Source organism: Pseudomonas sp. 91RF, assembly GCF_003576265.1.
Lineage (GTDB): Bacteria > Pseudomonadota > Gammaproteobacteria > Pseudomonadales > Pseudomonadaceae > Aquipseudomonas > Aquipseudomonas kribbensis.
The window spans coordinates 1-24,681 of record NZ_QWFC01000006.1; the positions used below are offsets into that span (position 1 = coordinate 1).

Sequence of the window (24,681 nt, forward strand, 5' to 3'; positions counted from 1 at the left end):
GGTCTATCGTTGCCTGACGCCGTTACGCTTTTGCCTGAGGATGACACGTCATGAACACCAGTGATTTGCTCGAACAACTGCTGCGAGGCCAGGCCATCGCCGGCCGAGGCGCCACTTTGTTGTCCCGCCGAGGCCTGGCCTCGCAGCAGTTGTTCGAGCAAATCACTGGTGTTCATGACGTGTCATCCTCAGGCAAAAGCGTAACGGCGTCAGGCAACGATAGACCTGCGCACGAGTTGCGCCAGCACCGTTGGGCTGACGCTGCTGCGGGGAAGCGATTTCAGCGTCGAAAAATTTTCCCGGCCAGCTAAGATTCATGAAGGATGAACCTTATCCCGGCCCGACCGGTCGATAGCTGCAAACCCGACCCGGTTGGCCGCCACCCTTGTTGCTCAAGTGTGATTCCCGGCTTGCTTCACTTTCTGGAGAACGCCCCTGTGATATCGACCGTCCACATCGCCAGGCTCAAGGCCTGGGGCGCCCATGGTTTCACCGCGACCGGCGTGGTCACCGCCTTCCTCGCCACCCTCGCCCTGCTGGAAAACCAGCCGACCCACTGCCTGATGTGGCTGGGCGTGGCGCTGATCGTCGACGGCCTCGACGGAGCGCTGGCGCGCAAGGTCAACGTGCAGTCGGTGCTGCCGAGTTTCGACGGATCGATCCTCGATCTGGTGATCGATTACCTGACCTACGTGTTCATTCCGGCACTGTTCATCTACCGCTACATTCCCCTGCCCGACTACACCCTGCTGCTGACGGTGTCGCTGATTCTGGTGTCGTCGCTGTTCTGCTTCTGCAACGTCAACATGAAGAGCAAGGACAACTACTTCGTCGGTTTCCCCGCCGCGTGGAACGTGGTTGCGCTGTGTCTGTATATCATCGCGCCGGGGCCGTGGATCACCTTCCTGACCGTGATCGGTCTGGCGCTGCTGACCATCACCCGGATGAAATTCCTGCACCCGTTCCGTGTGCGCCGCTTCATGCCCATCAACATCGCGGTGACGGCGATCTGGCTGTTGTGCAGCCTGTCGCTGGTGCTCAACCACCCGGTCATCAACCCGCTGGTGATGGGTTTGTGGCTGCTGGCATCGGCTTATTTCCTCGGCATCTGCATCTGGCGCACGGCGCTGGAGTGGTTTGACAGTGCCCATCTGAAGTAGAAGAACCTGTGGGAGCGAGCCTGCTCGCGAATGCTGTATGTCAGTCCACAAACATGTTGAATGTCAGTCTGCATTCGCGAGCAGGCTCGCTCCCACATGGGTTTGTGTTCAACGTTTGGTTATGACCACCTCCAGATACTCGCTCGGCACCACCATCGACTCCGGCCCTGCCCGGTTCAGCCCGTCGATCAATTGCGTCAGATCTCCTTCCAGCGCCTGCCCGCTCTCTGGAGGCAGCGCCGCGAACGCCTTGTGCACCGGCCCGTACCAGTGGCGGAAGATGTCGATGAAGTGTGCCGCCGAGCGATAACGGAAATTGAAGTGGCGGCGAGTCACTTGCATCAGGAACCGGCGCTCATCGAACTGCGAATGCAGCCAGGCTTCCGCGCCCCAGTTCGACGGCGGTTGCGCACCGGTCGGCGGTGGCAGATGGCGACCGAGGGTCTTGAACATCTGGCCGACGAAGCCTTCCGGCGTCCAGTTGGCCAGACCGATCCGCCCGCCACGACGACAGACCCGGGCCAGTTCCTGCGCAGCCTTGGCCTGATCCGGGGCGAACATCACCCCGAAGGTCGACAGCACGGCATCAAAACTGGCGTCGGCAAACGGCAGCGCTTCGGCATCGGCCACCTGGAAGGTCACATCCAGATGTTCGGCTCGCGCCCGATCCTGGCCACGCTCCAGCAACGCCGCGACATAATCGGTGGACAACACCCGACAGCCCCGACGCGCCGCCGCCAGCGTGGCATTGCCATTGCCGGCGGCGACGTCCAGCACTTCTTCATCGCAGCGTAAATCACAGGCTTCGGCGAGGTTTTCCCCGACGATCTGCAAGGTGGTGCCGATCACGGCATAGTCGCCGCTGGCCCAGGCGACTTTCTGGCGTTCCTTGAGGGCATTGAGATCGATGGGGGTGCTCATCAACAGGCGCTCCAAGACAGGCTGGACCGGGCGTCACTCGGCGGTGGTCGGGTCGATGACACTCATTACCCGGGACACACTGTTGGCCGGGAATCCACCCAGCCGCGCATGCTCGCGCACCAGCTCCTCATCAGGGGCGATGTACACGCAGTAGATCTTGTCGGCGGTGACGTAACTCTGCAGCCACTGCACCTGCGGCCCGAGTTCACGCAACACCTGACAGGACGTTTGCGATACCGCCTTGAGTTCTTGCTCCGACAGGTTTCCGGCCCCTGGAATCTCGCGTTCAATCACGAATTTCGGCATGGCAACCTCGCTTTCTTTTTATCAGTGACAGAGCGGATACAGCCCTGCTCTTTCACTATCGTCCCGAGACTGTGCGCCGTCCTTGCCAATCGTCTGGAGAGCCCCGTAAACCGGGACTTCGCCGATGAGTGGCGGGATTTTGTAAAGCGCTCGAAACACTGCCCGGGATTGCCAATACGCAGGCGGATCGGCTTTCATGCAGACCTGCCCCGTGAATGGAATCCGAACATGTCATTGCGCCTCGTATGGCTCGCCGAACACATGCAACACAGCAACACCTACGCCGAGTGGATCCACCGCCAGTTTCACTACGAATACGCCGATCAGCCGCTGACCGAATGGCAACGGGAGTTTGCCGAAGGACAAACCAATGGTGACTGGCGCTGCCTGATCGCACTGGACGGCGAGCGTCTGCTCGGTGGCGCGGCACTGGCGCGTGCAGATCTTGCGCAACGACCGGATCTGGGGCCCTGGCTGGCGTGTGTACTGGTCAGTCCGGAATCTCGCGGGCAGGGTCTGGCAGAAAAACTGACAGAAGGCATTGCCGGGGAAGCCAGGAAACAAGGCCTGCCGCGCTTCTACCTGCACACGCAGAACAAGCAGGATTATTACGCCAAACGCGGCTGGACCGTGCTGGAGCGTTTTCAAGCCTGGGACAACGAACAATGGCTCATGGTGCGCGACCTGTGAGCCATTGATGTCCGCGGTTCAGGCTTCAGGCTGCCGGTGCCTTGGCCTCTTTCAGCAATTGCTGAATCATCTGCTCCTGCGCCTCATAACGACCTTCGCCAAAGTGGGTGTAACGCACCTGCCCCTTGGCATCGATCAGGTAGTGCGCCGGCCAGTACTGGTTGTCGAAGTTGCGCCAGATCGCGTAGTTGTTGTCGATGGCCACCGGGTAGGTGATGCCGAGTTTTTTCACCTGATCCTTGACGTTGTCGATGATCCGCTCGTAACCGTATTCCGGGGTGTGTACGCCGATCACCACCAGGCCGTCCTTGCCGTACTTTTTCTCCCAATCCTTCACATACGGCAGCGTGTGCTGGCAGTTGATGCAGTCGTAGGTCCAGAAGTCCACCAGCACCACTTTGCCGCGCAGGGACTCGGCGTTCAGCTCCGGTGAGTTCAGCCATTGCACCGCACCGGCCAGCGACGGCATCGCGCCTTTACTCTGCTCGTCCGAAGTCGAATCCGCGCGCACTTTGCTGATGAAGTAATCGATCACTTTCGGCGCGTTTTCCAACACGTTTTTCTCGACACTGGCGACGCCCTCGGACGATGTACCGGCCAGCAGGGTTCGATCGGCACCGGTGGAAATCACCACCGCCGCCGCCAGCACGGCGACACCCGCGCCACGACGGAACCAGCCAGTGAACGGGATCGACGGTTTCAATCGGTTGACCAGGCCACGACCGGCGAAAATCAGCGTCCCCAGCGACAGCGCACTGCCCGCACCGTAGGCCAGCAGCAACAGGCTGGTCTGGGCACTGGCGCCTTGCAGCATGGCACCAGTGAGGATCACGCCGAGGATCGGGCCGGCGCACGGCGCCCACAACAGACCGGTGGCCACACCGATCATCACCGACCCCATGGGGCCGGCCTTCTTGCGAGTGTCCGGATCCAGGCGATTGCCGAGCAACACGAACGGCCGCGCCAGCCAGTCACCGATGCGTGCGGAAATCAGCGACAGCGCAAACAGCACCATCACGATCAGCGCGATGTGTCGGCCGGTGTTGTTGGCCTGGATCACCCACTCGCTGCTGACCACCGCAAGGCTGGAGATCAGGGCGAAAGTCAGGGCCATGCCGCCGAGGGTCAGCAGGATCGAAGAGCGTGTGCGGTCGGCGCCGGCAAACAGAAACGGCACCACCGGCAGGATGCAGGGGCTGAGGACAGTCAACAGACCGCCCAGGAAAGCGATAAGGAACATGAGGTTCACCTCTTGAAGGATGGGCGGTCTGCCGATAAAAGAGGTGTCTGCCGTTCACCGGCAGACACACACGGAGGCTCAGGCGTTCTGGCTGTCCAGCCACTGGCTTTGCGGGGTCCGGCTGGCGCCGTTTTCGGCAACCATCTGGCCTTGTGGTGTGTGGCTGGAGCCGTCTGCCGCGACCATCTGCCCTTGTGGCGTGTGGCTGGCGCCGTCGGCGGCGATCAAGGCATCGCTGCCCTGTTTCGCTACCGGGCTCAGCTGAAAGCAGGTGCTGCCGGCGCAGCTGCTCTGCTCGACGGCGCTGTTGGCGTGAGCCGCGACACCGGCAAAAGAGAAGGCAATGGCGGTCAAGAAACGCGATACGTTGTTCATGGCAATCTTCCTTTCAGTCAGTGGGTGGCGGATCAGTTCTGGTTGTCGCAGCCGTCGGCGAATTTGCTGTAGTCGAGCACGCGGGTCTGACCGGCCGAATCGAGGTAGGTCATGCGGGCGTCGACGATGCCGCAGGTCATCGATTTGTCTTCTTTCATCGAGATCACTTTCTGGATATCCAGATGTGTGCCGTAGGTGTAGGTTTGCGGGGCAACGGCTTCGGCGCGGGCCGACAGGGTGCAGATATTCAGGGCAGCGAACAGGCAAGCGGCGATTACGGATTTGTTGGTCATGGCGTTTTCCTCAGGGCTTCAATGGGTAGATCGGTTGATTGAGCCGAGGCGCTGTGGTGTGCCTCGATGGAGCTCATTTAAAGCTCGCGAGGTATCCCGTCTGTGTCGGAAAACGGCCGGTATAAATCGCTACGTATCTCGCCCGCCGGGGGATACACAGCGATACAAAACCCTGAAAAAATCCTGATTTTGCGTCCACATGTATCCGTCGTTGCGGCAGATACACTGCAATACAAAGGCAGGCAGGCGAGCCCGCGCGGGCTCTATAGACTGCGAGACATTCCCCCACTTGATAGAGGTTTGGCTCCATGGATCATGTCGATCACATTCTCATCGTCGATGACGACCGCGAGATTCGCGAACTGGTTGGCAATTACCTGAAAAAGAACGGCCTGCGTACCACCGTGGTCGCCGATGGCCGGCAGATGCGCAGTTTTCTGGAAGCCAACACCGTCGACCTGATCGTGCTCGACATCATGATGCCCGGCGATGACGGCCTGCTGCTGTGCCGCGAACTGCGCGCCGGCAAACACAAGGCCACGCCGGTCTTGATGCTCACCGCGCGCAACGATGAGACCGACCGCATCATCGGCCTGGAAATGGGCGCGGACGATTACCTGACCAAACCCTTCGCCGCCCGCGAACTGCTGGCGCGGATCAACGCGGTGCTGCGCCGTACGCGCATGCTGCCGCCCAATCTGGTGGTCACCGAGAGCGGTCGCTTGCTGGCTTTCGGTCGCTGGCAGCTCGATACCTCGGCCCGGCATCTGCTGGACACCGACGGCACCATGGTTGCCTTGAGCGGCGCGGAATATCGCTTGCTGCGAGTGTTCCTCGATCATCCGCAACGGGTACTGAGCCGCGATCAGTTGCTCAACCTGACCCAGGGCCGTGACGCCGATTTGTTCGACCGCTCCATCGACCTGCTGGTCAGTCGTCTGCGCCAGCGTCTGCTCGACGACGCCAGGGAACCGGCCTACATCAAGACCGTGCGCAGCGAGGGTTACGTGTTCTCGCTGCCGGTGGAAATCCTCGGAGCCCCGGCATGAAGGTGGCTCTGCACTGGCCGCGCACCCTCGCCTCGCGGTTGTCGCTGATTTTTCTGATCGGCTTGATCCTGGCTCAAGCCCTGTCGTTCGGCGCGCAGTATTACGAGCGCTACGAAAGCGCGAAGAACACCATGCTCGGCAACCTGGAAACCGACGTTTCGACCTCGATTGCGATCCTCGACCGCCTGCCGGCCGACGAGCGTCCGATGTGGCTCGAACGTCTGGCCCGGCCCAACTACGGTTACCTGCTCAGCGAGGGCGAGCCGGGTACACCGATCGGTGCCGGCGAAGTGCCGATCGCGGTCACCTCGATCACCGACGCCATCGGCGAAGCCTACCCGCTGACCTTCACCGACATTCCGGGGCCGAAAAAACACTTTCAGGGCCACCTGCGCCTGAGCGACGGCAGCCCGGTGACCATCGACGTGCGACCTTCAATGGTGCCGCTGTCGCCATGGCTGCCGGTGGTGCTGCTGGGGCAACTGGCGTTGATGATTGCCTGCACCTGGCTGGCGGTACGCATCGCCATCCGCCCGCTCACCCGTCTGGCCAATGCGGTGGAAACCCTTGATCCCAACGCCCATCCGATCAATCTGGATGAACAGGGTCCGAACGAAGTGGCCTACGCCGCCCGTGCGTTCAACACCATGCAGGCGCGGATCGCCGCGTACCTGAAAGAACGCATGCAGTTGCTGGCAGCGATTTCCCACGACCTGCAGACCCCGATCACCCGGATGAAACTGCGGGCGGAGTTCATGGACGATTCGGCGGAAAAGGACAAACTGTGGAACGACCTCGGCGAGATGGAACATCTGGTGCGTGAAGGCGTGGCCTATGCGCGCAGCATCCACGGTTCGACCGAAGAAAGCCGGCGCACCAACCTCGATTCGTTCCTCGACAGCCTGGTCTTTGACTACCAGGACATGGGCAAAGAAGTGCAGATGAGCGGCAAGAGCGAAGCGGTGATCGACACCCGTCCCCACGCCCTGCGCCGGGTGCTGGTCAACCTGACCGACAACGCGCTGAAGTTTGCCGGCGCTGCCGAGCTGTTGATTCAACGGGACAAGACCGGCCTGTCGATCAAGGTCATGGATCGCGGACCGGGCATCGCCGAAGAAGAACTGGCCCAGGTAATGGAGCCGTTCTATCGCGTGGAAAACTCACGCAACCGCAGCACCGGCGGCACCGGCCTGGGTCTGGCGATTGCCCAGCAACTGGCGATGGCGCTGGGTGGTTCGCTGAATCTGAGCAACCGTGAAGGTGGCGGATTGTGCGCGGAGTTGAAGCTGCCGCTTCAGACCTGAGACAAACTAAAAGACCCGGGGAGCCATCGTGCTCCCCGGGTCTTTTTTGTTGGTGGGATCAGTTGATTCCGATCACACCGTCTTCATGCATCTGTTGCAACAGCGCCAAACCACTGTCCATGAACGACGCGGTTCCCGGCAATCCAGCCTCCATCGCCAGCCCTTCCAGATGCTCACGCCCATTCAGCGCAGGAAACTCCCCAATCCGCTGCAACAACCGCCACGCCAACGGACTCAGCTCGGAAAACTTCACACTGAAATCCGCCGCGCGCCGCACCAGCAACAGGGTTGCTTGGGCGGGTGGCGTTGACGGCTGATATTCAGGGCTGAGGATCTGCACCGGCCACGCATACGCCAATGGCCAGGCCAGCGCCGAAACCTGCAATGGCCGTTCCAGCAACAATGCAGGATCACTGGCCGGCAGCGGTTCGGCGTCGGACTGCTGCAACACCATCTCCACCCACTCGTAATGCGCCAGCTCCACCAGAAACGCCGGCCACTCACCCGCGTTCAACACGGCGGGCTCCGAGGCGAGGTAACCGACAAACTCCTCGGCGATCTCACCGAATTTCGGCGTCTGCGCGCGGTAGTCCCGCAGGAAGCCGCGAATCAGGGCGCGCCAGCGCGCCTGGCCGATGATCCGGATCAGCACCGGAAAGGTCCCGCCCAACAGTTGCGAGACATTGTTGAACACCAGGTCGCGATAGACATTGACCCTTGCCGCATTCATGTTGGCCGGGGGCGTCTGGTTCTCGGGGTCGCGCAGATAGCGCGTCAGGGCCTGTTGTTGCTGCTCAAGCTTATCCACGCTGACCTCCCTCATTCTGCAAGCGGCGAATGATCTGCAATTCGGCCACCAGCTCAGCGAAGGCCGGGAAGTTGAAGTCGCGTTCGAGCAAGGTCGGCTGGGCGCCAAAGCGTGCGTAGGCATCAGCCAGCAGCGACCAGACCACCGGTTTCACCGAGGCGCCGTGGGTGTCGATCTTCAGCGTGTCGGACTCGTCGAAATGCCCGGCGACATGCATCCCGACCACCCGGCCCGGCTCGATCCCGGCCAGAAACGTCTGCGGGTCGAAGCTGTGGTTGATCGAGTTGACGTAGACGTTGTTGACGTCCAGCAGCAGGTCGCAATCGGCCTCGCGCAGCACGGCATTGGTGAAGGTCACCTCGTCCATGTCCTGCCGGGGGGCGGCGTAATAGGAAACGTTTTCCACTGCCAGGCGCCGGCCGAGAATGTCCTGGGCCTGACGGATCCGCGCGGCAACGTGGTGCACCGCCTCTTCGGTGAACGGCAGCGGCAGCAGGTCATAGAGGTGACCGTCGTCGCTGCAATAACTCAGGTGCTCGCTGTACAGCGGCACGTTGTAATGATCGAGAAACACCCGGACTTCCCGAAGGAAATCGGCGTCCAGCGGCGCCGACCCGCCGAGCGACAACGACAAGCCGTGACAGGACAACGGATAACGCTCGGCCAGTTCACGCAGCGCGGCACCGTGGGCACCACCGACGCCGATCCAATTTTCCGGGGCGACTTCGAGAAAGTCGAAATCGCCGGTGCGGGCGGCTTGAAGATCTTTCATCAAGCCGCGACGCAGGCCGAGCCCGACGCTGGCCTGCAAGGTGGGGTGGGGAATCTGCATGGGCAAGACCTCTGCAAAAGAGCCGCCGACAGTGGCGACCGAGAGGCCCAGTTAAACCGGAGGGTGTATCGCGGCTGTGTGGGCGATGCGCAGGAAATGGCGGGTTTTGTATCGGCGGCAGGTCTGTACACAATGGGATACAGAGCCGCTACCCTCTTTGTAAACGGCATGCCTTCTACCAAACAGGCGACGTTTGAAGCCCGCCCCGGTACCTGACAGGCCGAAGAGCTTCCGGATGACACCTACAGATGCCGACGAAATGGCCTACCTTCGCAAGAGAATCAGCTAATTGAATTATTATTTTTGACAGATTAAAGAAACCAAAAAAAAACCCGTACCAGCCGAAACTGCCACGGGTTTTTCCCCACATCAACGACCGCTACTTCAGGTCGTCAAAGTGATCTCGTAGGAACTCGTAAAAGCGAAACGCTTTCAACAATCTCCATACGAGGCTCAACGTACGCAACAAAAGCTTCATACGTTTTGGCCTCCAAGGTTGGGGGCCAAACCTCCAGCGCACTTACCGGACCACGCGTGCTTTTGGAAGAACACGCCAGTACTTCCGGTGAGGCGGCCGGTTGAAATCCCTCCGAACCATCATTCCGGCACGGATGCAAAACCGTGTCAGAGGGCGTGAAACCGTTAGGCCACCAGCCAACCCCTACCGCTGCACCAGGGTGTGAGCGCGAGCATGTTAACCTGTAATCGCAGGTCGCAAGTCTCGGCCCAGTGATTCTCAAATGAAAAAAGCGCATCTTTTGTAAACCGTTATTTCTGTCAGCATTGCTCTCAGACTTCAGGTACTGAAATCACTGCCGAGGATCTCTAATACACCTATTCATGGCGGGTAAAAATTACATTGCAAGGATAGGAAAAGCTCAATAACATGCCCCCACGCCAGTGCTTCCGGTGAGACGCACTAAGCCTCAGCCGCAATCTGAGGCTTGCTAAAAAACCGCCCGCAAGGCGGTTTTTTTTCGCTCGTCGTTTGCTCCTGGCGGGCATGGGCAGGTGCTCTGTCCTGGCTCAAAAAGCAAAATCGACCTGAGTTGCACCGTTCCGCACCGGACAGGAACCATCGGCGGAAAATTCGGGAGCCCACGCTAAAGTGGGAGAGCGCATCGTCGCAATACACAGCGATACAAAGCTCGAAATCCACACAGCCCGCTTTCACCGGCACCAACACCGACTAGACTCAATCAGTACCCAGTCGAGGGGGACGCAGGACAGCAGTGTCGCCCTGCCCGTTTCCACGACCACCGCCCGGTGGTGAATGCCTCGACCCCCATCACCACCGGACTGTGATCCTTGACAGGAGCACATGACATGGACGAGGCCAGACTCAACGAATTCATGGGCAAACTGGTCAACGACATGGGCGGCGCGGCGATGCTGGCCAATGTCATCGTCGGCGAAGAACTTGGCTTGTATAAGGCCATGGCCGACAGCCAGCCGATCTCCCCGGAAACCCTCGCCGAAAAAACCGCCTGCAACACCCGACTGGTTCGCGAGTGGCTCAGCGCCCACGTGGCGTCCGGCTACATGGAACACCTGGATGGCAAATTCCGCCTGCCGGAAGAACAAGCCATGGCCCTGGCCAAGGAAGATTCGCCGGTCTATGTGGCCGGCGGCCTCGGCGTTGTGGCGTCGTTTTTCCACGACAAGGACAAACTGGTCAAAGCCATGCGCGGCAACGGCGCCCTGCCTTGGGGCGATCACCATCCGTGCATGTTCACCGGCACCGAGCGGTTCTTCCGCCCTGGCTACAAAGGGCATCTGATCGCCGAATGGCTGCCGGCGCTGGACGGCGTGGTGGCCAAACTCGAAGAAGGAGCCAAGGTTGCCGATGTCGGCTGCGGTCATGGCGCCTCCACGGTGATCATGGCCCAGGCCTATCCCAACTCGCGTTTCGTCGGATTCGACTATCACGCGCCATCAGTGAGTGTCGCCACCCAGCGGGCCGAAGAAGGCGGAGTGAGCAGCCGGGCGCGGTTTTTCCAGGGCACGGCGAAAAGCTTTCCCGGCGATGATTACGACCTGATCTGCTACTTCGACTGCCTGCACGACATGGGCGACCCGGTCGGTGCGGCGCGGCATGCCTACGATTGCCTGATGGACGACGGCACGGTGTTGTTGGTGGAACCCTTCGCCAACGACACGCTGGACGACAACATCAACCCGGTCGGGCGGCTGTTCTATGCAGCGTCGACGTTCATCTGCACGCCGAACTCGCTGTCCCAGGAAGTGGGCCTGGGGCTCGGTGCGCAAGCTGGCGAGATGCGTTTGCGCAAAGTGTTCAGCGAAGCCGGGTTCAAGCAGTTCCGGCGGGCGACGCAGACGCCGTTCAACCTGATTCTGGAAGCACGCAAATAAAAGTCGGTACCGGGCGCCTCCATAAGAGGCGCCCGGCAGTGCTAACCTGCAAGGCACTCACAGCCTGCGGAGCGCTGACCATGCTCGACCGCCCCCTACACGAACATCTCGATTACCTGCAACAGGCCATGGCCGACGGCGATTTCGTGGTGCTGACCGGCGCCGGCATCAGTACGCCGTCCGGCATCCCCGATTACCGCGACACCAACGGCGTGCGCCGGGGCCGGCAACCGATGATGTATCAGGAATTTCTGTCGGCACCCGAGTCACGCCGTCGCTACTGGGCCCGGGCGATGCTCGGCTGGCCACGCGTACGCCAGGCGCAGCCGAATGCAGCTCACGAGGCACTGGCCAGCCTGCAAAGCCACGGGCGGATAGGCGGGTTGATCACCCAGAATGTCGACACCTTGCACGATCAGGCTGGCAGTCACGATGTCATCGAACTGCACGGCAGCCTGCATCGGGTGTTGTGCCTGGATTGTGGCCGGCGCAGCGAGCGGGATTCGATTCAGCAATTGATGGAGACGCAGAACCCGTATCTGGCGGGTGTCGATGCGGTGCAGGCGCCGGACGGCGATACCCTGCTCGACCCGGCTTTTGAAGCGCGTTTTCAAGTGCCGCATTGTCCGCATTGCGAAGGCGAACGGATGAAGCCGGATGTGGTGTTTTTCGGCGAGAACGTGGCGCAACCGACGGCGGCGCGAGCCATGGCGGCAGCAGAGAATGCCGCCGGGATGCTGGTGGTCGGGTCGTCGTTGATGGCGTATTCGGCGTTTCGCCTGTGCCGGGTGATGGCGGATCGGGGCAAGCCGCTGATTGCGATCAATCTGGGGAAGACCCGGGCGGATGAGTTGCTGGATGTGAAGATCGAGGCGTCTTGCGAACAGCTATTGCCGTTACTGACACAACGCCTCAATGCTCAGCCTTGAGGATGTCGAACAACGCCTGCGCCGCCGCCGACAATTCATTCCCGGAATCAGTCAACACGCCAATCGCCCGCTCCACTACCGGCTCACGTAACGTCAGACAGCGCGCCCCCAGTTCGCGCATCTGCTCGGCGCACAACGCCGGCACCGCGCTGACGCCCAGCCCGCTGGCGACCATCCGCCCGACCGTCGCCAGTTGATGGCTTTCGAATTCCACGGGCAATTTCATGCCCCGGGCCTGCAGGTGTTCCTCAAGCATCACCCGCACCGTCGAGGGGCGTTGCAGGGTGATGAACGGTTCCTGCAGCAAGGTCTGCCAGTCGATGTCGGTGCGCCGGGCCAGCGGTGAATCCTGTGGCACTACCGCGACGAAGCGGTCCTTATAAAGAGGTGTGAAGGTCAGCGACGTGTTCTGCAACGGCTCGAACGCCACGCCGAGTTCGACCTGACGATCGCGGACCATCTCCAGTACTTGCTCGTTGATCACGTCGTTGACCGTGACGTTGACGTTCGGATAACGCGCGCGGAAGGTCTTGAGGATCGGCGGCAGCAGGTTGCCGGCAAACGAAGGCATCGCCGCCAATGTCACTCGGCCGCGTTGCAGACTGAAGCGCTGGCGCATTTCGTCTTCGGCGTTGTCCCAGTCAGCGATCAGACGCCGGGCCAGCGGCAGCAGCGATTCCCCTTCCGGGGTCAGCGCCACGTTGCGCGTGTTACGGCTGAACAGGCGCCCGCCCAGTCCCTCCTCCAGCGCCTTGATGGTCAGGCTCAGCGCAGACTGCGACAGGTGCAGGCGCTCGCAGGCCACGGCGAAACTCAGGCTCTGGGCCACGGCGAGAAAGGCGCGGATCTGCTTGATGGTCATGATCGTGTCGCTCCAACGGCTAAGCTGACATCCACCCGCCGACGACGGCGAGCACTTCTTGATCCTGCCCACGCTCCCGCGTGGGAACAGAGAACCAAGCCAACTGTTGAGCTTTATCAATCAATCAACCTTAAAAATCAACTTAACAAATATATCCACCAGCGAGACACTCCAGTCATTCGGCTAGCCAGCCGCCCGACAAACAATAAAAGAGGTGCATATGGCAGGTTTCGACAAGCGCGTGTATTCCTACGAGGAAGCCATGGCGGGCCTTGAAAACGGCATGACCGTGATCGCCGGCGGCTTCGGTCTGTGCGGCATTCCGGAAAACCTGATCGCCGAGATCAAGCGCAAGGGCACCCGCGACCTCACCGTCGTCTCCAACAACTGCGGCGTGGATGGCTTCGGCCTCGGCGTGCTGCTGACCGACCGCCAGATCCGCAAGGTGGTCGCCTCCTACGTTGGCGAAAACAAACTGTTCGAAGAGCAACTGCTCAAGGGCGACATCGAAGTCGTCCTGACCCCCCAAGGCACCCTCGCCGAAAAAATGCGCGCAGGCGGAGCCGGCATTCCGGCCTTCTTCACCGCTACCGGCGTCGGCACCCCGGTTGCCGAAGGCAAGGAAGTGCGTGAATTCCACGGTCGCAAGTACCTGATGGAAGAATCCATCACCGGCGACTTCGCCATCGTCAAAGGCTGGAAGGCCGACCATTTCGGCAACGTCATCTACCGCCACACCGCCCAGAACTTCAACCCGCTGGCCGCCACCGCCGGCAAGATCACCGTGGTCGAAGTCGAAGAAATCGTCGAACCCGGCGAGCTGGATCCGTCGCAGATCCACACCCCCGGCATCTACGTCGACCGGGTCATTTGCGGCACGTTCGAAAAACGCATCGAACAACGCACCATCCGCAAATAATCCAGGCTGACGGAGAACAAGAACATGGCACTTTCCCGCGAACAAATGGCTCAACGCGTCGCCCGCGAAATGCAGGACGGCTTCTACGTGAACCTCGGCATCGGCATCCCGACCCTGGTCGCCAACTACATCCCCGAAGGCATGGAAGTCATGCTGCAATCGGAAAACGGCCTGCTCGGCATGGGCCCTTTCCCGACGGAAGACACCATCGACGCCGACATGATCAACGCCGGCAAACAGACCGTGACCGCGCGCATCGGCGCTTCGATTTTCAACTCCGCAGAGTCCTTCGCGATGATCCGTGGCGGTCACGTCGACCTGACCGTGCTCGGCGCCTTCGAAGTCGACGTGCAAGGCAACATCGCCTCGTGGATGATCCCCGGCAAACTGGTCAAGGGCATGGGCGGTGCGATGGACCTGGTGGCCGGTGCCGACAACATCATCGTCATCATGACCCACGCGTCCAAGGACGGTGAGTCCAAGTTGCTGAGCCAGTGCAGCCTGCCGCTGACCGGCGCCGGTTGCATCAAGCGCGTCCTGACCGACCTCGCCTACCTGGAAATCGAAAATGGCGCTTTTGTCCTCAAGGAACGCGCACCTGGCGTCAGCGTCGAGGAAATCGTCGCCAAAACCGCTGGTAAACTGATCATCCCGGATCACGTGCCGGAAATGCAGTTCGCTGCCGAGTGAGGAATTCGAAAATGCAAGACGTCGTCATTGTTGCCGCCACGCGTACCGCGATCGGCAGTTTCCAGGGTTCACTGGCCACCGTCTCCGCCGTGGATCTGGGCGCAGCGGTCATCCGCCAGTTGCTTGATCAGACCGGTCTGGACGGTGCTCAGGTCGATGAAGTGATCATGGGCCAGGTGCTGACCGCCGGCGCCGGCCAGAACCCGGCGCGCCAGTCGGCGATCAAGGCCGGCCTGCCCCACGCCGTGCCGGCCATGACCCTGAACAAGGTCTGCGGCTCGGGCCTCAAGGCCCTGCACCTCGGCGCCCAGGCGATCCGTTGCGGCGACGCGGACGTGATCATCGCCGGCGGCCAGGAAAACATGAGCCTGGCCAACTATGTGATGCCGGGCGCACGCACCGGTCTGCGCATGGGGCACGCACAAATCGTCGACACCATGATCAGCGATGGCCTGTGGGATGCGTTCAACGACTACCACATGGGCATCACCGCCGAGAATCTGGTCGAGAAGTACGAGATCAGCCGCGAGCAGCAGGACGCCTTCGCTGCCGCGTCGCAACAGAAAGCCGCCGCTGCCATCGAGGCCGGGCGTTTTGTCGATGAGATCACCCCGATCCTGATCCCGCAGCGCAAAGGCGATCCGGTAGCGTTCAAGGTCGACGAGCAGCCACGGGGCGACACCACCGCCGAATCCCTGGCCAAACTGCGTCCGGCCTTCAAGAAGGACGGCAGCGTCACCGCCGGCAACGCTTCTTCGCTGAACGACGGCGCCGCCGCGGTCATTCTGATGAGCGCCGAAAAAGCCAAGGCCCTGGGCCTGCCGGTACTGGCGAAAATCGCCGCCTACGCCAACGCCGGCGTCGACCCGGCGATCATGGGCATCGGCCCGGTGTCGGCCACCCGCCGCTGCCTGGACAAGGCGGGCTGGAGCATCGGCCAACTCGACCTGATCGAAGCCAACGAAGCCTTCGCCGCGCAATCCCTGGCGGTGGCCAAGGATCTGCAATGGGATCTGGACAAGGTCAACGTCAACGGCGGCGCCATCGCCCTCGGTCACCCGATCGGTGCATCGGGTTGCCGCGTGCTGGTGACCCTGCTGCACGAAATGATCAAGCGTGATGCGAAAAAGGGTCTGGCGACCCTGTGCATCGGCGGCGGTCAAGGCGTGGCCCTGGCGCTGGAACGCGCTTAAACGCAAAGAGCAATAACAGACAGCGGGTGGATCCACGACATCCGCTCGCTGTCTGCCACAAAACCTGTGGGAGCGAGCCTGCTCGCGATAGCGGCCTTACCTTCAACAATAATGTTGACTGAACCGGCGTCATCGCGAGCAGGCTCGCTCCCACTTTGGTTTTGGGTGCAGCAATTGAATCAGGCGAACTTGACCAGATTCAGCACCGGCAACGGCCCGCCCGGGAACTGCACCAGTCGCGCACCCACGCTCAACTCGCCCAGGTCGATCCCGAAAAAGCCGAGCTGATCGATCAACGCACCTACTTCAGCCTTGGCCTGCGCATCATCTCCGGACAGGAACAGCACACGCTTGCCGCCCTCCGACGCCGGATCCGCTTCCAGCAAACGCGCCAGCAGATGGTTGAACGCCTTGACCACCCGCGCACCCGGCACCCATTCAGCGAACACTTCGCTGGACGGCCGCCCCTGCAAATTCACCGGTTTGAACGAAGGCGCTTCAATCGAGTTGTTGGCGTCGATGACGATCCGCCCGCCGAAATCCGGCAGCCCGGCCAGTGCGGTCGGCAGTTTCGACCAGTTCACCGCGACCAGCACGATGTCCTGGGCGGCGGCTTCTTCACGGGTGACGGCGCGGGCGGTCGGGCCGAGTTCTGCGACCAGATCAGCCAAGGTCTCCGGCCCGCGACTGTTGGCGATGACCAACGGGATGCCCTGACGCGACAAGGCTTTGGCAAACGCTGAACCGATGGCGCCAGCGCCGATGATTCCGATAGTGCTCATGGTGTGTTCCTCAAAGTGGGGTAAGACTCGAAACCAATCTTGCGCTTGCCATTCCAACTTGATTAGCCGGTAATGCCTTGAATGATCTTCAAGCATTGCTATCAGGTCGAAATCATGGAAACCCTCGCCAATCTCGAATCCTTCGTCCGCAGCGCCGAAACCGGCAGCTTCTCCGCTGCCGCCCGGTTGCTGGCGCTGACCCCGGCTGCGGTCAGCCGCAACGTGGCGATCCTGGAGCGCAACCTTGGCGTGCGGCTGTTTCAGCGCTCGACCCGCAAGCTGTCGCTGACCGAGGCCGGTGAAGGTTTTCTGGCGAGCATCGGAGGCAATCTCGACGCCTTACAGGCTGCGATTGCAGCGGTGACAACCGAGCGCGGCGAGCCGGCGGGTGTGCTCAAGATCAGCCTGCCGCCGACGTTCGGCATCGATCACATGCTGCCGCTGCTGCCGGAATTTCTGGCGCGCTATCCGTTGATCCGCCCGGAATGGCACTTCGAAAATCGTCAGGTGGATTTGATCGCCGAGGGCTATGACGTGGCGATTGGCGGCGGGTTCGAGCTGACGCCCGGCGTGGTTTCCCGGCGACTGGCATCGGCTGAAATACTGGCAGTGGCGTCACCGACGTATTTGGCCGGACGCACCCTGCCCCGGCATCCGACAGACCTCGCCGATCATCAGGGCATTGTCATGCGCGGCCTGCGCACAGGACGCATCCGCCAATGGCAGATGCACAACGACGCTGGCGAACAGGCCAGCGCCCTGCTCAATCCGAATATTGTGCTGAACGATCCGATGGCCATGCGCAAGGCTGCGCTGCTGGGCCTCGGCGTGACGATGCTGGTGTTGCCCGATGTCAGCGTGCAGATCGAGTGTGGTGAACTGGTGCGGCTGTTGCCCGACTGGCATTGCGATGCCGGGGCGATATCGCTGTACTACCCGAGTCGCACCTTGATGCCGGCCAAGACCCGGGTGTTCATTGATTTTGTGGTGGATGCCTTCGGCCGTTAGGCGGCCAGCTGCAGAATCAGCCAGGCATTGGCGCCGCTGATCACCACAAACAGTCCCCAAGCCAGAATCCGGGTCGGCATCCGGTTCACAAACGGCCCCATCAGCTGTTTGTCGTTGGTCATGCGAATCAGCGGATACAACGCAAACGGCAACTGCAGGCTCAACACCACCTGGCTCAGCACCAGCAACTTGCCCACCGCGCCGTCACCCATCAGCCACACGCCGATGAACGCCGGAATCAGCGCCAGCCCACGGGTGATCAGGCGTCGCTGCCAGCAAGGAATTCGCAGGTTCAGATAACCTTCCATGATCACTTGTCCGGCAATGGTGCCGGTGAACGTCGAACTCTGCCCCGACGCCAGCAGCGCCACGCCGAACAGCACACTGGCCAGCGCGCCGCCCACCAGCGGATCGAGCAAGTGGTAGGCGTCCTGGATGTCCACCACGTCGGAGTGTCCGGATTGATGAAAGGCTGCCGCCGCGAGAATCAGAATCGCCGCGTTGACCAGCAACGCCAGCGCCAGCGAGCCGATGGTGTCGATGCGCGCCAGGTTCACTGCATCCTGCTTGCTCGCCAGATTCTGGCCGATCAGCCGCGTTTGTACGATTGAGGTGTGCAGGTACAGGTTATGCGGCATCACCGTGGCGCCAAGGATGCCGATGGCCAGGTACAGCGGCGCCGCATCGCTGATCGCCGACAGTGACGGTTTGAAACCTTGGGCAACGTCCGGCCAGTACGGTTTGATCAGCAGCAGCTCGACGAAGAAGCACACGCCGATGGTGCCCACCAGTACCAGCATGATCGCTTCCAGCCTGCGGAAACCACGGTTTTGCAGAGCCAGCACCAGCAATGTATCGAACGCCGTGAGGGCGATGCCGAAGGTCAACGAACACCCCAGCAACAAGTGAAACGCCAGTGCGCAGCCGAGCACTTCCGCAAGGTCGGTGGCGATGATCGAGATTTCCGCCAGCACCCATTGCAGCCGTGCCATCGGGGTGCTGTAGCGTTCACGGGACAGCTGCGCCAGATCACGCCCGGTGGCGATGCCCAACCGAGAACACAGGCATTGCACAACCATGCCCGCCAGACTCGCCAGCAACACCACGAACAACAGGCTGTAACCGAAACGCGAACCGGCCTCGATGGCGGTGGCCCAGTTGCCCGGGTCCATGTAGCCGATCGACACCAGCAAACCCGGGCCGGCAAAACGCAGCACGCGTTTGAAGAACGAGGCATTCGGATCAACCGGGACGCTGCCGGCCACTTCCGGCGGGCAGAACGGCGCGGTGGCGATTTTGGGCAAGCTGAATTTCACGCACACATCCAGAAACAAGTCGAAAGGCGCAGCTTAGACGTTTCAGTCGACGCGCCCAAGAGCAGATGTGCTGCGCTCAGGGTTTGGCAGTGCCGAGCAATTGCTGACGCAACTCTGGGCTGCGCGTGCGCGGGTCGAGCCAGATGTCGAAAAACGCCCGGGCGAACAGCGGGTCGTCGATCTCGTGCTGCAACTGTTGGCCGACAAAGAACCGCGCGCCCTGCCCCGGCAGATACACCCCGGTAATCCGCGTGCCGGCCTGCACATCGACAAACGATTGCTGCATCTGCGCTTGCCACACCGCCAATTGCGCCGGGCTGATGGAAGAACCGGCCAGGCGTTTGATCTCATTGACACTGGCCTTCACCAAATCATCGCGGGACACATTTCGCCGGTAGATCAACTCCAGGGCGAAAGGCTGACCATCGGCCAATGGACGCGCGGCACTCCACAACCGGGCGTTATAAATGTCGAAACCGAACACGCTGAAATCCCCGGTGCCGATGATCTGCGCGCCGGGCACCGCGTCCTGCCAACTGGCCCAGGTCGGCGTCAGCAACAGCGCCCACAAGCCGATTCCGCAGCATCCACGCAACACCTTCGGTGTTCTGCTCATCGCGGCATCGACTCCGGTAAACCCTGATAGTCAGAGCATAGTCGGCTCTCACGCCCAGCATTTTGTATACATGTTTTGCATACATATGCAGTAATCCATTAACGACAATGCTAACGTGGCCCACATTGACCCGATGGAGACACCTGCGTGCTGATCCTCAAACTGCTGCTGATTCCCGGTTTCCTGCTGCTGATTTCTCTGGCCGGCAAGCGTTGGGGTCCCAGCGTCGCCGGGTGGCTGTCGGGGTTGCCGGTGGTGGTCGGGCCGATTCTGTTTTTCCTCGCCATCGAGCAAGGGTCGGCGTTTGCCGCGCAATCGGCGGTCGCGGCGCTGTCGGCCATGTTTGCGATGATCGCGTTTTGCGTCACGTACGCGCAGGTGGCGCAGCGAGCGAACTGGCCGTTGGCGTTGATTGTTTCTTTATCGGTCTGGGCAGTATTGGCGTTGATCCTGTCGCTGATTCCGGCGTCGCTGCCCTTCTCCATCGCCGCTGCCGCGACCGCCCTCCTTGCCGCGCCCTACCTGTTCCCCAAGGTGCAACCTGTGGTCAGTGGGCCGGCGCCGAAGTCGGACAAACTGATCTGGCGGATGATTGCCGGCGCGGCGTTGACGCTGGTGGTGACGATGCTGGCCAGCACCGTCGGCGAGCGCTGGAGCGGATTGCTCGCGGTGTTCCCGGTGCTGGGCAGCGTGATGGCGGTGTTTTCCCAGCAGACCCGTGGCCCGGCGTTTACCGCTGCGTTGTTGCGGGCGACGGCGACGGGGATGTATTCGTTTTCGGCGTTTTGTCTGGTGTTGGCGATTGCGCTGCCGAAGTTTGGCTGGGCGGGGTTTGCAATGGGAGTAGCGACCTCGTTGGCCATGCTGGTCTTTACCAAACAGCTCGCGATGCGCCCGGAAGTAAAAGGTACCTGAAACCATTGATCCAGGTACCTTGTTTGAGGCGTTCTCAAACTTATTGAAAATCGACTGGCAACGGATCTGAAGCAGATATACCGGTCGGCCCGTCTTTATCCAGCGCAACCGTAACGTTGTGAACCCCTTGAGGAATATCGCTGGTTTTCTGGACATTCTCGATCATGGCCGGAGCTCCATGGTCATAAGCGCCAACATAGCACTTGGCAAACGCAATCCAGTTGGTGCCAGCCTGGTAATAAACTTTCCCCGGCCCAAAATCTCCCCGACCATCTTCGGGGCCGAGTCCCGTAACTTTTAATAACTCGGGTTCATACTCGTTGCCTCGTTTGTACTTTACTTCCACATTTGTAATTTTTTCACTGGCCATTTCCGATTGCTCCTGAATGTCTCGCGACTTGGGTCCCGCAAGATCTTTTACGATAACCACTCCATGTCGAGCACCTGTCAGAAATGACAGTTCAGACAGACGGTTGAATTGCTGTCATCCAAAAGTCCGGATATCAGATGGTCCGTACTGGAGTGCATTGACTTCGCATGGGATGATCGCCGCCCAAGCGCGACCATCCCTCGGAGATTCGAATGTCATTGCTTAGCAAGAAAGCCGTCGTCCTGTTGCTGGCGGCAGTGGCCGGTTTCGGCGCCCTCAATGCTCAGGCAGCCAAGGCCAAAGAGAAGGCTGTCACCGAGAAAGTCTCGATGCTCGACGGCAAGTTCAGTTTTGTCCTGCCCAAAGGCTTTGTCGGCGACCCGCTGCCGACCGGCCCGACCGGTGCCAAGGGCACGATGTTCACCAATGACGCCACCAAGACGGTGGTCATCACCGCCGAAAACCAGATTCCCGAAGGCAACAACGTCAAGGACAACGACAGTGCGTTTCTCGACGGCACCGTGGCCGACTTCATCGACGCCCAGCGCAAGGGGCTGCCGGACTTCAACAAACTCAGCGAGAAAAGCCTGACCCAAAAAGGCAACGGCCTCGGCCTGCGCCAGGTGGACAGCACCGCGACCCAGGGCGGCGGCAAGACCCTCAACACCACGCTGATCGCAGGCTCCGGCACGCACATGGCGCTGGTCCAAGTGATTTCCCGGGCCAGCGACAAGAGCGGTCACGATGCGTTGGTGAAAACCATCCTCAAGGAAAAATGATGCTCAGGGATTGAGTCGCTGCAACCAGTCGTTCAAATCCCGAAGCTCGGCCGCGCTGATGCTGTGGCCGACGCCGGGATAGGCATGAAATTGCGGTTTGTAATCCAGCGTCTCCAGCAGTTCTTTGGCCGCTGTGCCACCACTGTAAGGCACGCGGTCATCCGCCGTGCCATGGCCGATAAAGATCGCCAGCGGCGGGTGCTGTTGCTCTGACTTCAGCTCACCCTTGAGCACCGGCAACACCCGCCCGCTCAACGCGGCGATGCCACCGACCGCCGCCGGCTGCCGCAGCCCCACCTCATACGTCATCATCGCGCCTTGACTGAAACCGATCAGGTAAACCTTGTCCGGTTGCGCGTGATATTTCTGCGCCGCCGCAGCGATAAAGGCCCGCAGTTTCTGGCTGGCAACCTTCAGATCATCGGTCTCGCCGTTGTAGGCACCGTCGCCCTTCTTGCGAAACCACTGGAAACGCCCTTCCCCCAACGCCATCGGCGCCTGCACCGACAGGTAGTTGTACTGCTTGGGCAGCTGAAATTTCATGCCGATCAGATCGGCTTCGTTACTGCCGTAGCCGTGCAGAAACACCACCAGCGGACGCTGTTCCGCGTCCGGGTGAACCTGGGCCAGGTAGTTGAGCGGCAGATCGGTTTGCAGCGAGGTTTGAGCATGGACGGCGCTGGACGCCAGGAGGGTCAATAGAGCAAACACCTTCAACATAAGCCTTCCTTCACACAGTGCAGGGGTCGGGGCAGAGCCTAACACTGCGATCCGGAAGATGGGGTCATCAGTCGTTGATCAGTTTGCCCGCCCGAATCGGCACACGCCCCGCCACTTTAGCCTGCCAGGTGCCCGGCTGGGTGTAGCGTCCACGGTCGATGGCAAACAGCACGCCGCTGGTGCCGGCGCGTACGGTGGTCACGCGGTCCTTCAATGGATCGACCACTTCGAACAGCGCATCACCGCGCTCGACCCATTCACCGGCATCGCGCAGGAAACTCACCACGCCATGGTGTGGGGCGAACAGGTATTCGGTGCCTTCGAACGGCATGCCTTCGCAGCATTCGCCCGGCGCCTTCGGCCATTCGCCGCTGATGAAGCCCTGCTCGGCGAGGAAACCCAGAATCGCTTCGCAATTGGCCTGGGCCTGATCGACCCGGGTGTCGCCCATGCTGCCCAGCTCCAGGGTGGTGGCGAGGTTGGCCGGTGGAATTGCCGCCTCAGGGAACATCCGCGCCAAGCGCAGCCACGGCGTGGAGCACGACTCGTCGAACGAACTGCCGCCGGAGTCTTCACACAACAGCGCCACACCGGCCTTCAGGCGCGCGGCCAGGGATTGCCACCGCGGCCAGTGTTGCGGCAACGCATAGATGTGAATCGCCGCGTCGAAATCGCAATGCAGATCCAGCGTGACGTCTGCCTCGCAGGCGTGGCGCAGCAACAGGCGATGCAGCGCTTCCAGTTGCGAAGCCGGGGCCGGCAGTTCGTCGAGTACCTGGCCCATGGTCTGACGGATCAGGCGGATGTTGGCCTCGGCATCGCTGCCCAACTGATCGCCGACACGCGCGGCCACCGGGGCGCTGAGTTCGACGAAGGAGCGGTTGAAGTTCTTGCCGCTCGCCAGCTCGAAACGGCCCATGTGACTGCCTTGCACGTGCTGATCGAGACCGATCGGGTTGGCCACCGGCACCAGTTCGATCACGCCTTGCAACTGACCGTTGCTTTCCAGCTCGGCCAGGCGTTTTTTCAGTTCCCACGCGGTGCGCATCCCCGGCAGCTCATCGGCGTGCAGGCTGGCCTGGATGTAGACCTTGCGCGGGCCGGCGCCGTAACGGAAGACGCTGAGGGAGCGTTCGCTGCCCAGGTGGCTCCAGGGCAGAACATGATCGATGCGTTGCATGGGGAACTCCGGAAATTCTGTAGTCGCTGCCAGACAGCGACTGCATTGAAAATGTGCTGACAGGATAAATCACAGGCGAAAAAAAAGTGGCCACCGCGTCAACGGGGCCACTTTTTCTACGGCGTATTAATGGCCGTACACGTCAAAGTCGAAGTACTTGTCCTGCACTTGCTTGTACTTTCCGTTGGCGCGGATTTCGTTGATGGCAGTGTTGAATTTCTCTGCCAGCTCGGTATCGCCTTTACGCACGGCAATACCGGCGCCACCGCCGAAGTATTTGGCGTCTTCGTAGGTCGGGCCAACGAATTCGAAGCCTTTGCCGGCGTCGGTTTTCAGGAAGCCGTCGCTCAGGTTGACCGAGTCGGCCAGCATCGCGTCGATACGACCGGAGACCATGTCCAGGTTGGCTTCCTGCTGCGAGCCGTAACGCACCAGTTCGATCCCGGCCGGCACCAGCACTTCGGTGGCGTAACGGTCGTGGGTACTGGCACGCAGCACGCCGACTTTCTTGCCTTTGAGTTCGACCAGCGGGTCTTTCACGCCGGAGCCTGCCTTCATCACGAAGCGCGCCGGGGTGTGGTAGTACTTGATGGTGAAATCGACGTTTTTCTTGCGGTCGTCAGTGATGGTCATCGAGGACAGGATCGCGTCGATCTTCTTCACTTTCAGCGCCGGGATCAGACCGTCGAATTCCTGCTCGACCCAGGTGCATTTGACTTTCATCTGCTCACACAGCGCATCGCCGATGTCCACATCGAAACCGGCCAGTTTGCCGTCAGGGGTTTTCATCGAGAATGGCGGGTAACCGGCTTCGATACCGATACGGATCGGCTTGGCGTCTTCGGCCACGGCGGTCAGGGACAACATCGACAGTGCCAGGGCACCGAACATAACCAGCTTTTTCATTTATTACTCCCGTGTGCGGAGGCTTTTATTGGCAGCTTTCGATTGTCAGGTTCGGCCTTGGGCTATGGAGCGCAAAGAAACCGAAGTGGCCGGCAGTCTATGGCGGCGCGCACGGGGCAAATTGTGTTTAAGCGACAAATACTTA

Annotated in this window: 27 protein-coding genes and 1 pseudogene; 12 read left to right on the forward strand and 16 right to left on the reverse strand. The window is 61.0% G+C overall.

Going from position 1 to position 24,681, the window contains the following annotated elements; translation table 11 throughout:
• Window positions 1-89 precede the first annotated feature (89 nt).
• Window positions 90-176 (reverse strand): annotated as a pseudogene (locus tag DXT77_RS30015) (DUF533 domain-containing protein); the annotation flags it as partial.
• A gap of 261 nt (window positions 177-437) precedes the next feature.
• Here DXT77_RS30015 and pcsA point away from each other — a divergent pair.
• A complete protein-coding gene (gene pcsA, locus DXT77_RS00055) occupies window positions 438-1,160 on the forward strand; it encodes a phosphatidylcholine synthase (protein ID WP_085708683.1) in 723 nt (240 codons plus the stop codon).
• 108 nt (window positions 1,161-1,268) lie between these two features.
• Here pcsA and DXT77_RS00060 read toward each other — a convergent pair whose 3' ends face one another.
• Together DXT77_RS00060 and DXT77_RS00065 are read right to left on the reverse strand one after the other, a co-directional pair.
• The gene (locus DXT77_RS00060) at window positions 1,269-2,081 is read right to left on the reverse strand and encodes a class I SAM-dependent methyltransferase (RefSeq protein ID WP_119426121.1); all 813 of its coding nucleotides are present in this window, start codon (window positions 2,079-2,081) and stop codon (window positions 1,269-1,271) included.
• 33 nt (window positions 2,082-2,114) lie between these two features.
• Entirely contained in the window at window positions 2,115-2,387 is a 273-nt protein-coding gene (locus tag DXT77_RS00065) for a DUF4242 domain-containing protein (protein WP_085708685.1), read from the reverse strand.
• Window positions 2,388-2,615: 228 nt separating this feature from the next.
• On the opposite strand from DXT77_RS00065, the gene DXT77_RS00070 reads away from it, so the two are divergent.
• On the forward strand, window positions 2,616-3,077 hold the full coding sequence (locus DXT77_RS00070) for a GNAT family N-acetyltransferase (protein ID WP_119426122.1): 462 nt from the start codon (window positions 2,616-2,618) through the stop codon (window positions 3,075-3,077).
• Between the two features lie 25 nt (window positions 3,078-3,102).
• Here the strand turns inward: DXT77_RS00070 and DXT77_RS00075 are convergent, their stop codons facing one another.
• The 3 genes from DXT77_RS00075 to DXT77_RS00085 form a co-directional block, all read right to left on the reverse strand.
• Complete coding sequence (locus DXT77_RS00075; protein ID WP_119426123.1) at window positions 3,103-4,317, reverse strand: cytochrome c biogenesis protein DipZ; 1,215 nt, start codon at window positions 4,315-4,317, stop codon at window positions 3,103-3,105.
• A gap of 78 nt (window positions 4,318-4,395) precedes the next feature.
• Complete coding sequence (locus DXT77_RS00080) at window positions 4,396-4,692, reverse strand: hypothetical protein (RefSeq protein ID WP_085708688.1); 297 nt, start codon at window positions 4,690-4,692, stop codon at window positions 4,396-4,398.
• 32 nt (window positions 4,693-4,724) lie between these two features.
• Window positions 4,725-4,985 (reverse strand): DUF2790 domain-containing protein, encoded by a 261-nt coding sequence (locus tag DXT77_RS00085; protein ID WP_085708689.1) that lies wholly within the window; start codon window positions 4,983-4,985, stop codon window positions 4,725-4,727.
• A gap of 308 nt (window positions 4,986-5,293) precedes the next feature.
• Here DXT77_RS00085 and DXT77_RS00090 point away from each other — a divergent pair, with 308 nt between their 5' ends.
• On the forward strand, window positions 5,294-6,034 hold the full coding sequence (locus DXT77_RS00090; RefSeq protein ID WP_085708690.1) for a response regulator: 741 nt from the start codon (window positions 5,294-5,296) through the stop codon (window positions 6,032-6,034).
• The gene (locus DXT77_RS00095; RefSeq protein WP_119426124.1) at window positions 6,031-7,338 is read left to right on the forward strand and encodes an ATP-binding protein; all 1,308 of its coding nucleotides are present in this window, start codon (window positions 6,031-6,033) and stop codon (window positions 7,336-7,338) included. Before DXT77_RS00090 ends, DXT77_RS00095 begins: the two co-directional genes overlap by 4 nt.
• A gap of 58 nt (window positions 7,339-7,396) precedes the next feature.
• On the opposite strand, the gene DXT77_RS00100 is transcribed toward DXT77_RS00095, so the two are convergent.
• Window positions 7,397-8,146 carry a DUF2063 domain-containing protein gene (locus DXT77_RS00100; RefSeq protein ID WP_119426125.1) on the reverse strand — a complete coding sequence of 250 codons (750 nt, stop codon included), beginning with the start codon at window positions 8,144-8,146 and terminating at the stop codon, window positions 7,397-7,399.
• Window positions 8,139-8,978, reverse strand: coding sequence for a DUF692 domain-containing protein (locus tag DXT77_RS00105; RefSeq protein WP_119426126.1), 840 nt, complete (start codon window positions 8,976-8,978; stop codon window positions 8,139-8,141). The genes DXT77_RS00100 and DXT77_RS00105 overlap by 8 nt, the downstream gene beginning before the upstream one ends.
• Window positions 8,979-10,304: 1,326 nt before the next feature.
• Here DXT77_RS00105 and DXT77_RS00110 point away from each other — a divergent pair.
• Both DXT77_RS00110 and DXT77_RS00115 read left to right on the forward strand, forming a co-directional pair.
• Window positions 10,305-11,351 carry a class I SAM-dependent methyltransferase gene (locus DXT77_RS00110; protein ID WP_119426127.1) on the forward strand — a complete coding sequence of 349 codons (1,047 nt, stop codon included), beginning with the start codon at window positions 10,305-10,307 and terminating at the stop codon, window positions 11,349-11,351.
• Window positions 11,352-11,431: 80 nt separating this feature from the next.
• A complete protein-coding gene (locus tag DXT77_RS00115) occupies window positions 11,432-12,280 on the forward strand; it encodes an NAD-dependent protein deacetylase (RefSeq protein ID WP_119426128.1) in 849 nt (282 codons plus the stop codon).
• Here the strand turns inward: DXT77_RS00115 and DXT77_RS00120 are convergent.
• Window positions 12,264-13,142: a LysR family transcriptional regulator gene (locus DXT77_RS00120; RefSeq protein WP_119426129.1), complete on the reverse strand. Its 879-nt coding sequence runs from the start codon at window positions 13,140-13,142 to the stop codon at window positions 12,264-12,266. The genes DXT77_RS00115 and DXT77_RS00120 overlap by 17 nt on opposite strands.
• A gap of 220 nt (window positions 13,143-13,362) precedes the next feature.
• On the opposite strand from DXT77_RS00120, the gene DXT77_RS00125 reads away from it, so the two are divergent.
• From DXT77_RS00125 to DXT77_RS00135, 3 genes are read left to right on the forward strand one after another with little or no spacing between them, the layout of a single operon-like run.
• The gene (locus DXT77_RS00125) at window positions 13,363-14,061 is read left to right on the forward strand and encodes a CoA transferase subunit A (RefSeq protein ID WP_085708698.1); all 699 of its coding nucleotides are present in this window, start codon (window positions 13,363-13,365) and stop codon (window positions 14,059-14,061) included.
• A gap of 24 nt (window positions 14,062-14,085) precedes the next feature.
• Complete coding sequence (locus DXT77_RS00130) at window positions 14,086-14,751, forward strand: CoA transferase subunit B (RefSeq protein ID WP_119426130.1); 666 nt, start codon at window positions 14,086-14,088, stop codon at window positions 14,749-14,751.
• Between the two features lie 11 nt (window positions 14,752-14,762).
• Complete coding sequence (locus DXT77_RS00135) at window positions 14,763-15,944, forward strand: acetyl-CoA C-acetyltransferase (protein ID WP_119426131.1); 1,182 nt, start codon at window positions 14,763-14,765, stop codon at window positions 15,942-15,944.
• 179 nt (window positions 15,945-16,123) lie between these two features.
• Here DXT77_RS00135 and DXT77_RS00140 read toward each other — a convergent pair whose 3' ends face one another.
• The gene (locus DXT77_RS00140; RefSeq protein ID WP_119426132.1) at window positions 16,124-16,822 is read right to left on the reverse strand and encodes an NADPH-dependent F420 reductase; all 699 of its coding nucleotides are present in this window, start codon (window positions 16,820-16,822) and stop codon (window positions 16,124-16,126) included.
• An 18-nt stretch (window positions 16,823-16,840) separates the two neighbouring features.
• On the opposite strand from DXT77_RS00140, the gene DXT77_RS00145 reads away from it, so the two are divergent.
• Window positions 16,841-17,734 (forward strand): LysR family transcriptional regulator, encoded by an 894-nt coding sequence (locus DXT77_RS00145; RefSeq protein ID WP_119426154.1) that lies wholly within the window; start codon window positions 16,841-16,843, stop codon window positions 17,732-17,734.
• Here DXT77_RS00145 and DXT77_RS00150 read toward each other — a convergent pair.
• Entirely contained in the window at window positions 17,731-19,050 is a 1,320-nt protein-coding gene (locus DXT77_RS00150) for an Nramp family divalent metal transporter (protein ID WP_119426133.1), read from the reverse strand. The genes DXT77_RS00145 and DXT77_RS00150 overlap by 4 nt on opposite strands.
• A gap of 76 nt (window positions 19,051-19,126) precedes the next feature.
• Window positions 19,127-19,666: a chalcone isomerase family protein gene (locus tag DXT77_RS00155; protein ID WP_119426134.1), complete on the reverse strand. Its 540-nt coding sequence runs from the start codon at window positions 19,664-19,666 to the stop codon at window positions 19,127-19,129.
• 147 nt (window positions 19,667-19,813) lie between these two features.
• On the opposite strand from DXT77_RS00155, the gene DXT77_RS00160 reads away from it, so the two are divergent.
• Window positions 19,814-20,581 carry a hypothetical protein gene (locus tag DXT77_RS00160; protein ID WP_119426135.1) on the forward strand — a complete coding sequence of 256 codons (768 nt, stop codon included), beginning with the start codon at window positions 19,814-19,816 and terminating at the stop codon, window positions 20,579-20,581.
• Between the two features lie 40 nt (window positions 20,582-20,621).
• On the opposite strand, the gene DXT77_RS00165 is transcribed toward DXT77_RS00160, so the two are convergent.
• Entirely contained in the window at window positions 20,622-20,951 is a 330-nt protein-coding gene (locus DXT77_RS00165) for a hypothetical protein (RefSeq protein WP_119426136.1), read from the reverse strand.
• Window positions 20,952-21,163: 212 nt separating this feature from the next.
• Here DXT77_RS00165 and DXT77_RS00170 point away from each other — a divergent pair, with 212 nt between their 5' ends.
• The gene (locus tag DXT77_RS00170; protein ID WP_119426137.1) at window positions 21,164-21,730 is read left to right on the forward strand and encodes a hypothetical protein; all 567 of its coding nucleotides are present in this window, start codon (window positions 21,164-21,166) and stop codon (window positions 21,728-21,730) included.
• Between the two features lie 3 nt (window positions 21,731-21,733).
• On the opposite strand, the gene DXT77_RS00175 is transcribed toward DXT77_RS00170, so the two are convergent.
• The 3 genes from DXT77_RS00175 to DXT77_RS00185 form a co-directional block, all read right to left on the reverse strand.
• The gene (locus DXT77_RS00175; protein WP_119426138.1) at window positions 21,734-22,450 is read right to left on the reverse strand and encodes an alpha/beta hydrolase; all 717 of its coding nucleotides are present in this window, start codon (window positions 22,448-22,450) and stop codon (window positions 21,734-21,736) included.
• A 67-nt stretch (window positions 22,451-22,517) separates the two neighbouring features.
• Window positions 22,518-23,630: a succinylglutamate desuccinylase/aspartoacylase family protein gene (locus DXT77_RS00180; RefSeq protein WP_119426139.1), complete on the reverse strand. Its 1,113-nt coding sequence runs from the start codon at window positions 23,628-23,630 to the stop codon at window positions 22,518-22,520.
• 126 nt (window positions 23,631-23,756) lie between these two features.
• On the reverse strand, window positions 23,757-24,536 hold the full coding sequence (locus DXT77_RS00185; protein ID WP_007956251.1) for an ABC transporter substrate-binding protein: 780 nt from the start codon (window positions 24,534-24,536) through the stop codon (window positions 23,757-23,759).
• Window positions 24,537-24,681: the final 145 nt, after the last annotated feature.

Coding starts and splice junctions, on each gene's coding strand:
- DXT77_RS00060 (WP_119426121.1), bottom strand. CDS start 2,081: ATGAGCACCCCCATCGATCTCAATGCCCTCAAGGAACGCCAGAAAGTC.
- DXT77_RS00065 (WP_085708685.1), bottom strand. CDS start 2,387: ATGCCGAAATTCGTGATTGAACGCGAGATTCCAGGGGCCGGAAACCTG.
- DXT77_RS00070 (WP_119426122.1), top strand. CDS start 2,616: ATGTCATTGCGCCTCGTATGGCTCGCCGAACACATGCAACACAGCAAC.
- DXT77_RS00075 (WP_119426123.1), bottom strand. CDS start 4,317: ATGTTCCTTATCGCTTTCCTGGGCGGTCTGTTGACTGTCCTCAGCCCC.
- DXT77_RS00080 (WP_085708688.1), bottom strand. CDS start 4,692: ATGAACAACGTATCGCGTTTCTTGACCGCCATTGCCTTCTCTTTTGCC.
- DXT77_RS00085 (WP_085708689.1), bottom strand. CDS start 4,985: ATGACCAACAAATCCGTAATCGCCGCTTGCCTGTTCGCTGCCCTGAAT.
- DXT77_RS00090 (WP_085708690.1), top strand. CDS start 5,294: ATGGATCATGTCGATCACATTCTCATCGTCGATGACGACCGCGAGATT.
- DXT77_RS00095 (WP_119426124.1), top strand. CDS start 6,031: ATGAAGGTGGCTCTGCACTGGCCGCGCACCCTCGCCTCGCGGTTGTCG.
- DXT77_RS00105 (WP_119426126.1), bottom strand. CDS start 8,978: ATGCAGATTCCCCACCCCACCTTGCAGGCCAGCGTCGGGCTCGGCCTG.
- DXT77_RS00110 (WP_119426127.1), top strand. CDS start 10,305: ATGGACGAGGCCAGACTCAACGAATTCATGGGCAAACTGGTCAACGAC.
- DXT77_RS00115 (WP_119426128.1), top strand. CDS start 11,432: ATGCTCGACCGCCCCCTACACGAACATCTCGATTACCTGCAACAGGCC.
- DXT77_RS00120 (WP_119426129.1), bottom strand. CDS start 13,142: ATGACCATCAAGCAGATCCGCGCCTTTCTCGCCGTGGCCCAGAGCCTG.
- DXT77_RS00125 (WP_085708698.1), top strand. CDS start 13,363: ATGGCAGGTTTCGACAAGCGCGTGTATTCCTACGAGGAAGCCATGGCG.
- DXT77_RS00130 (WP_119426130.1), top strand. CDS start 14,086: ATGGCACTTTCCCGCGAACAAATGGCTCAACGCGTCGCCCGCGAAATG.
- DXT77_RS00135 (WP_119426131.1), top strand. CDS start 14,763: ATGCAAGACGTCGTCATTGTTGCCGCCACGCGTACCGCGATCGGCAGT.
- DXT77_RS00140 (WP_119426132.1), bottom strand. CDS start 16,822: ATGCTTGAAGATCATTCAAGGCATTACCGGCTAATCAAGTTGGAATGG.
- DXT77_RS00145 (WP_119426154.1), top strand. CDS start 16,841: ATGGAAACCCTCGCCAATCTCGAATCCTTCGTCCGCAGCGCCGAAACC.
- DXT77_RS00155 (WP_119426134.1), bottom strand. CDS start 19,666: ATGAGCAGAACACCGAAGGTGTTGCGTGGATGCTGCGGAATCGGCTTG.
- DXT77_RS00165 (WP_119426136.1), bottom strand. CDS start 20,951: ATGGCCAGTGAAAAAATTACAAATGTGGAAGTAAAGTACAAACGAGGC.
- DXT77_RS00170 (WP_119426137.1), top strand. CDS start 21,164: ATGTCATTGCTTAGCAAGAAAGCCGTCGTCCTGTTGCTGGCGGCAGTG.
- DXT77_RS00175 (WP_119426138.1), bottom strand. CDS start 22,450: ATGTTGAAGGTGTTTGCTCTATTGACCCTCCTGGCGTCCAGCGCCGTC.
- DXT77_RS00180 (WP_119426139.1), bottom strand. CDS start 23,630: ATGCAACGCATCGATCATGTTCTGCCCTGGAGCCACCTGGGCAGCGAA.
- DXT77_RS00185 (WP_007956251.1), bottom strand. CDS start 24,536: ATGAAAAAGCTGGTTATGTTCGGTGCCCTGGCACTGTCGATGTTGTCC.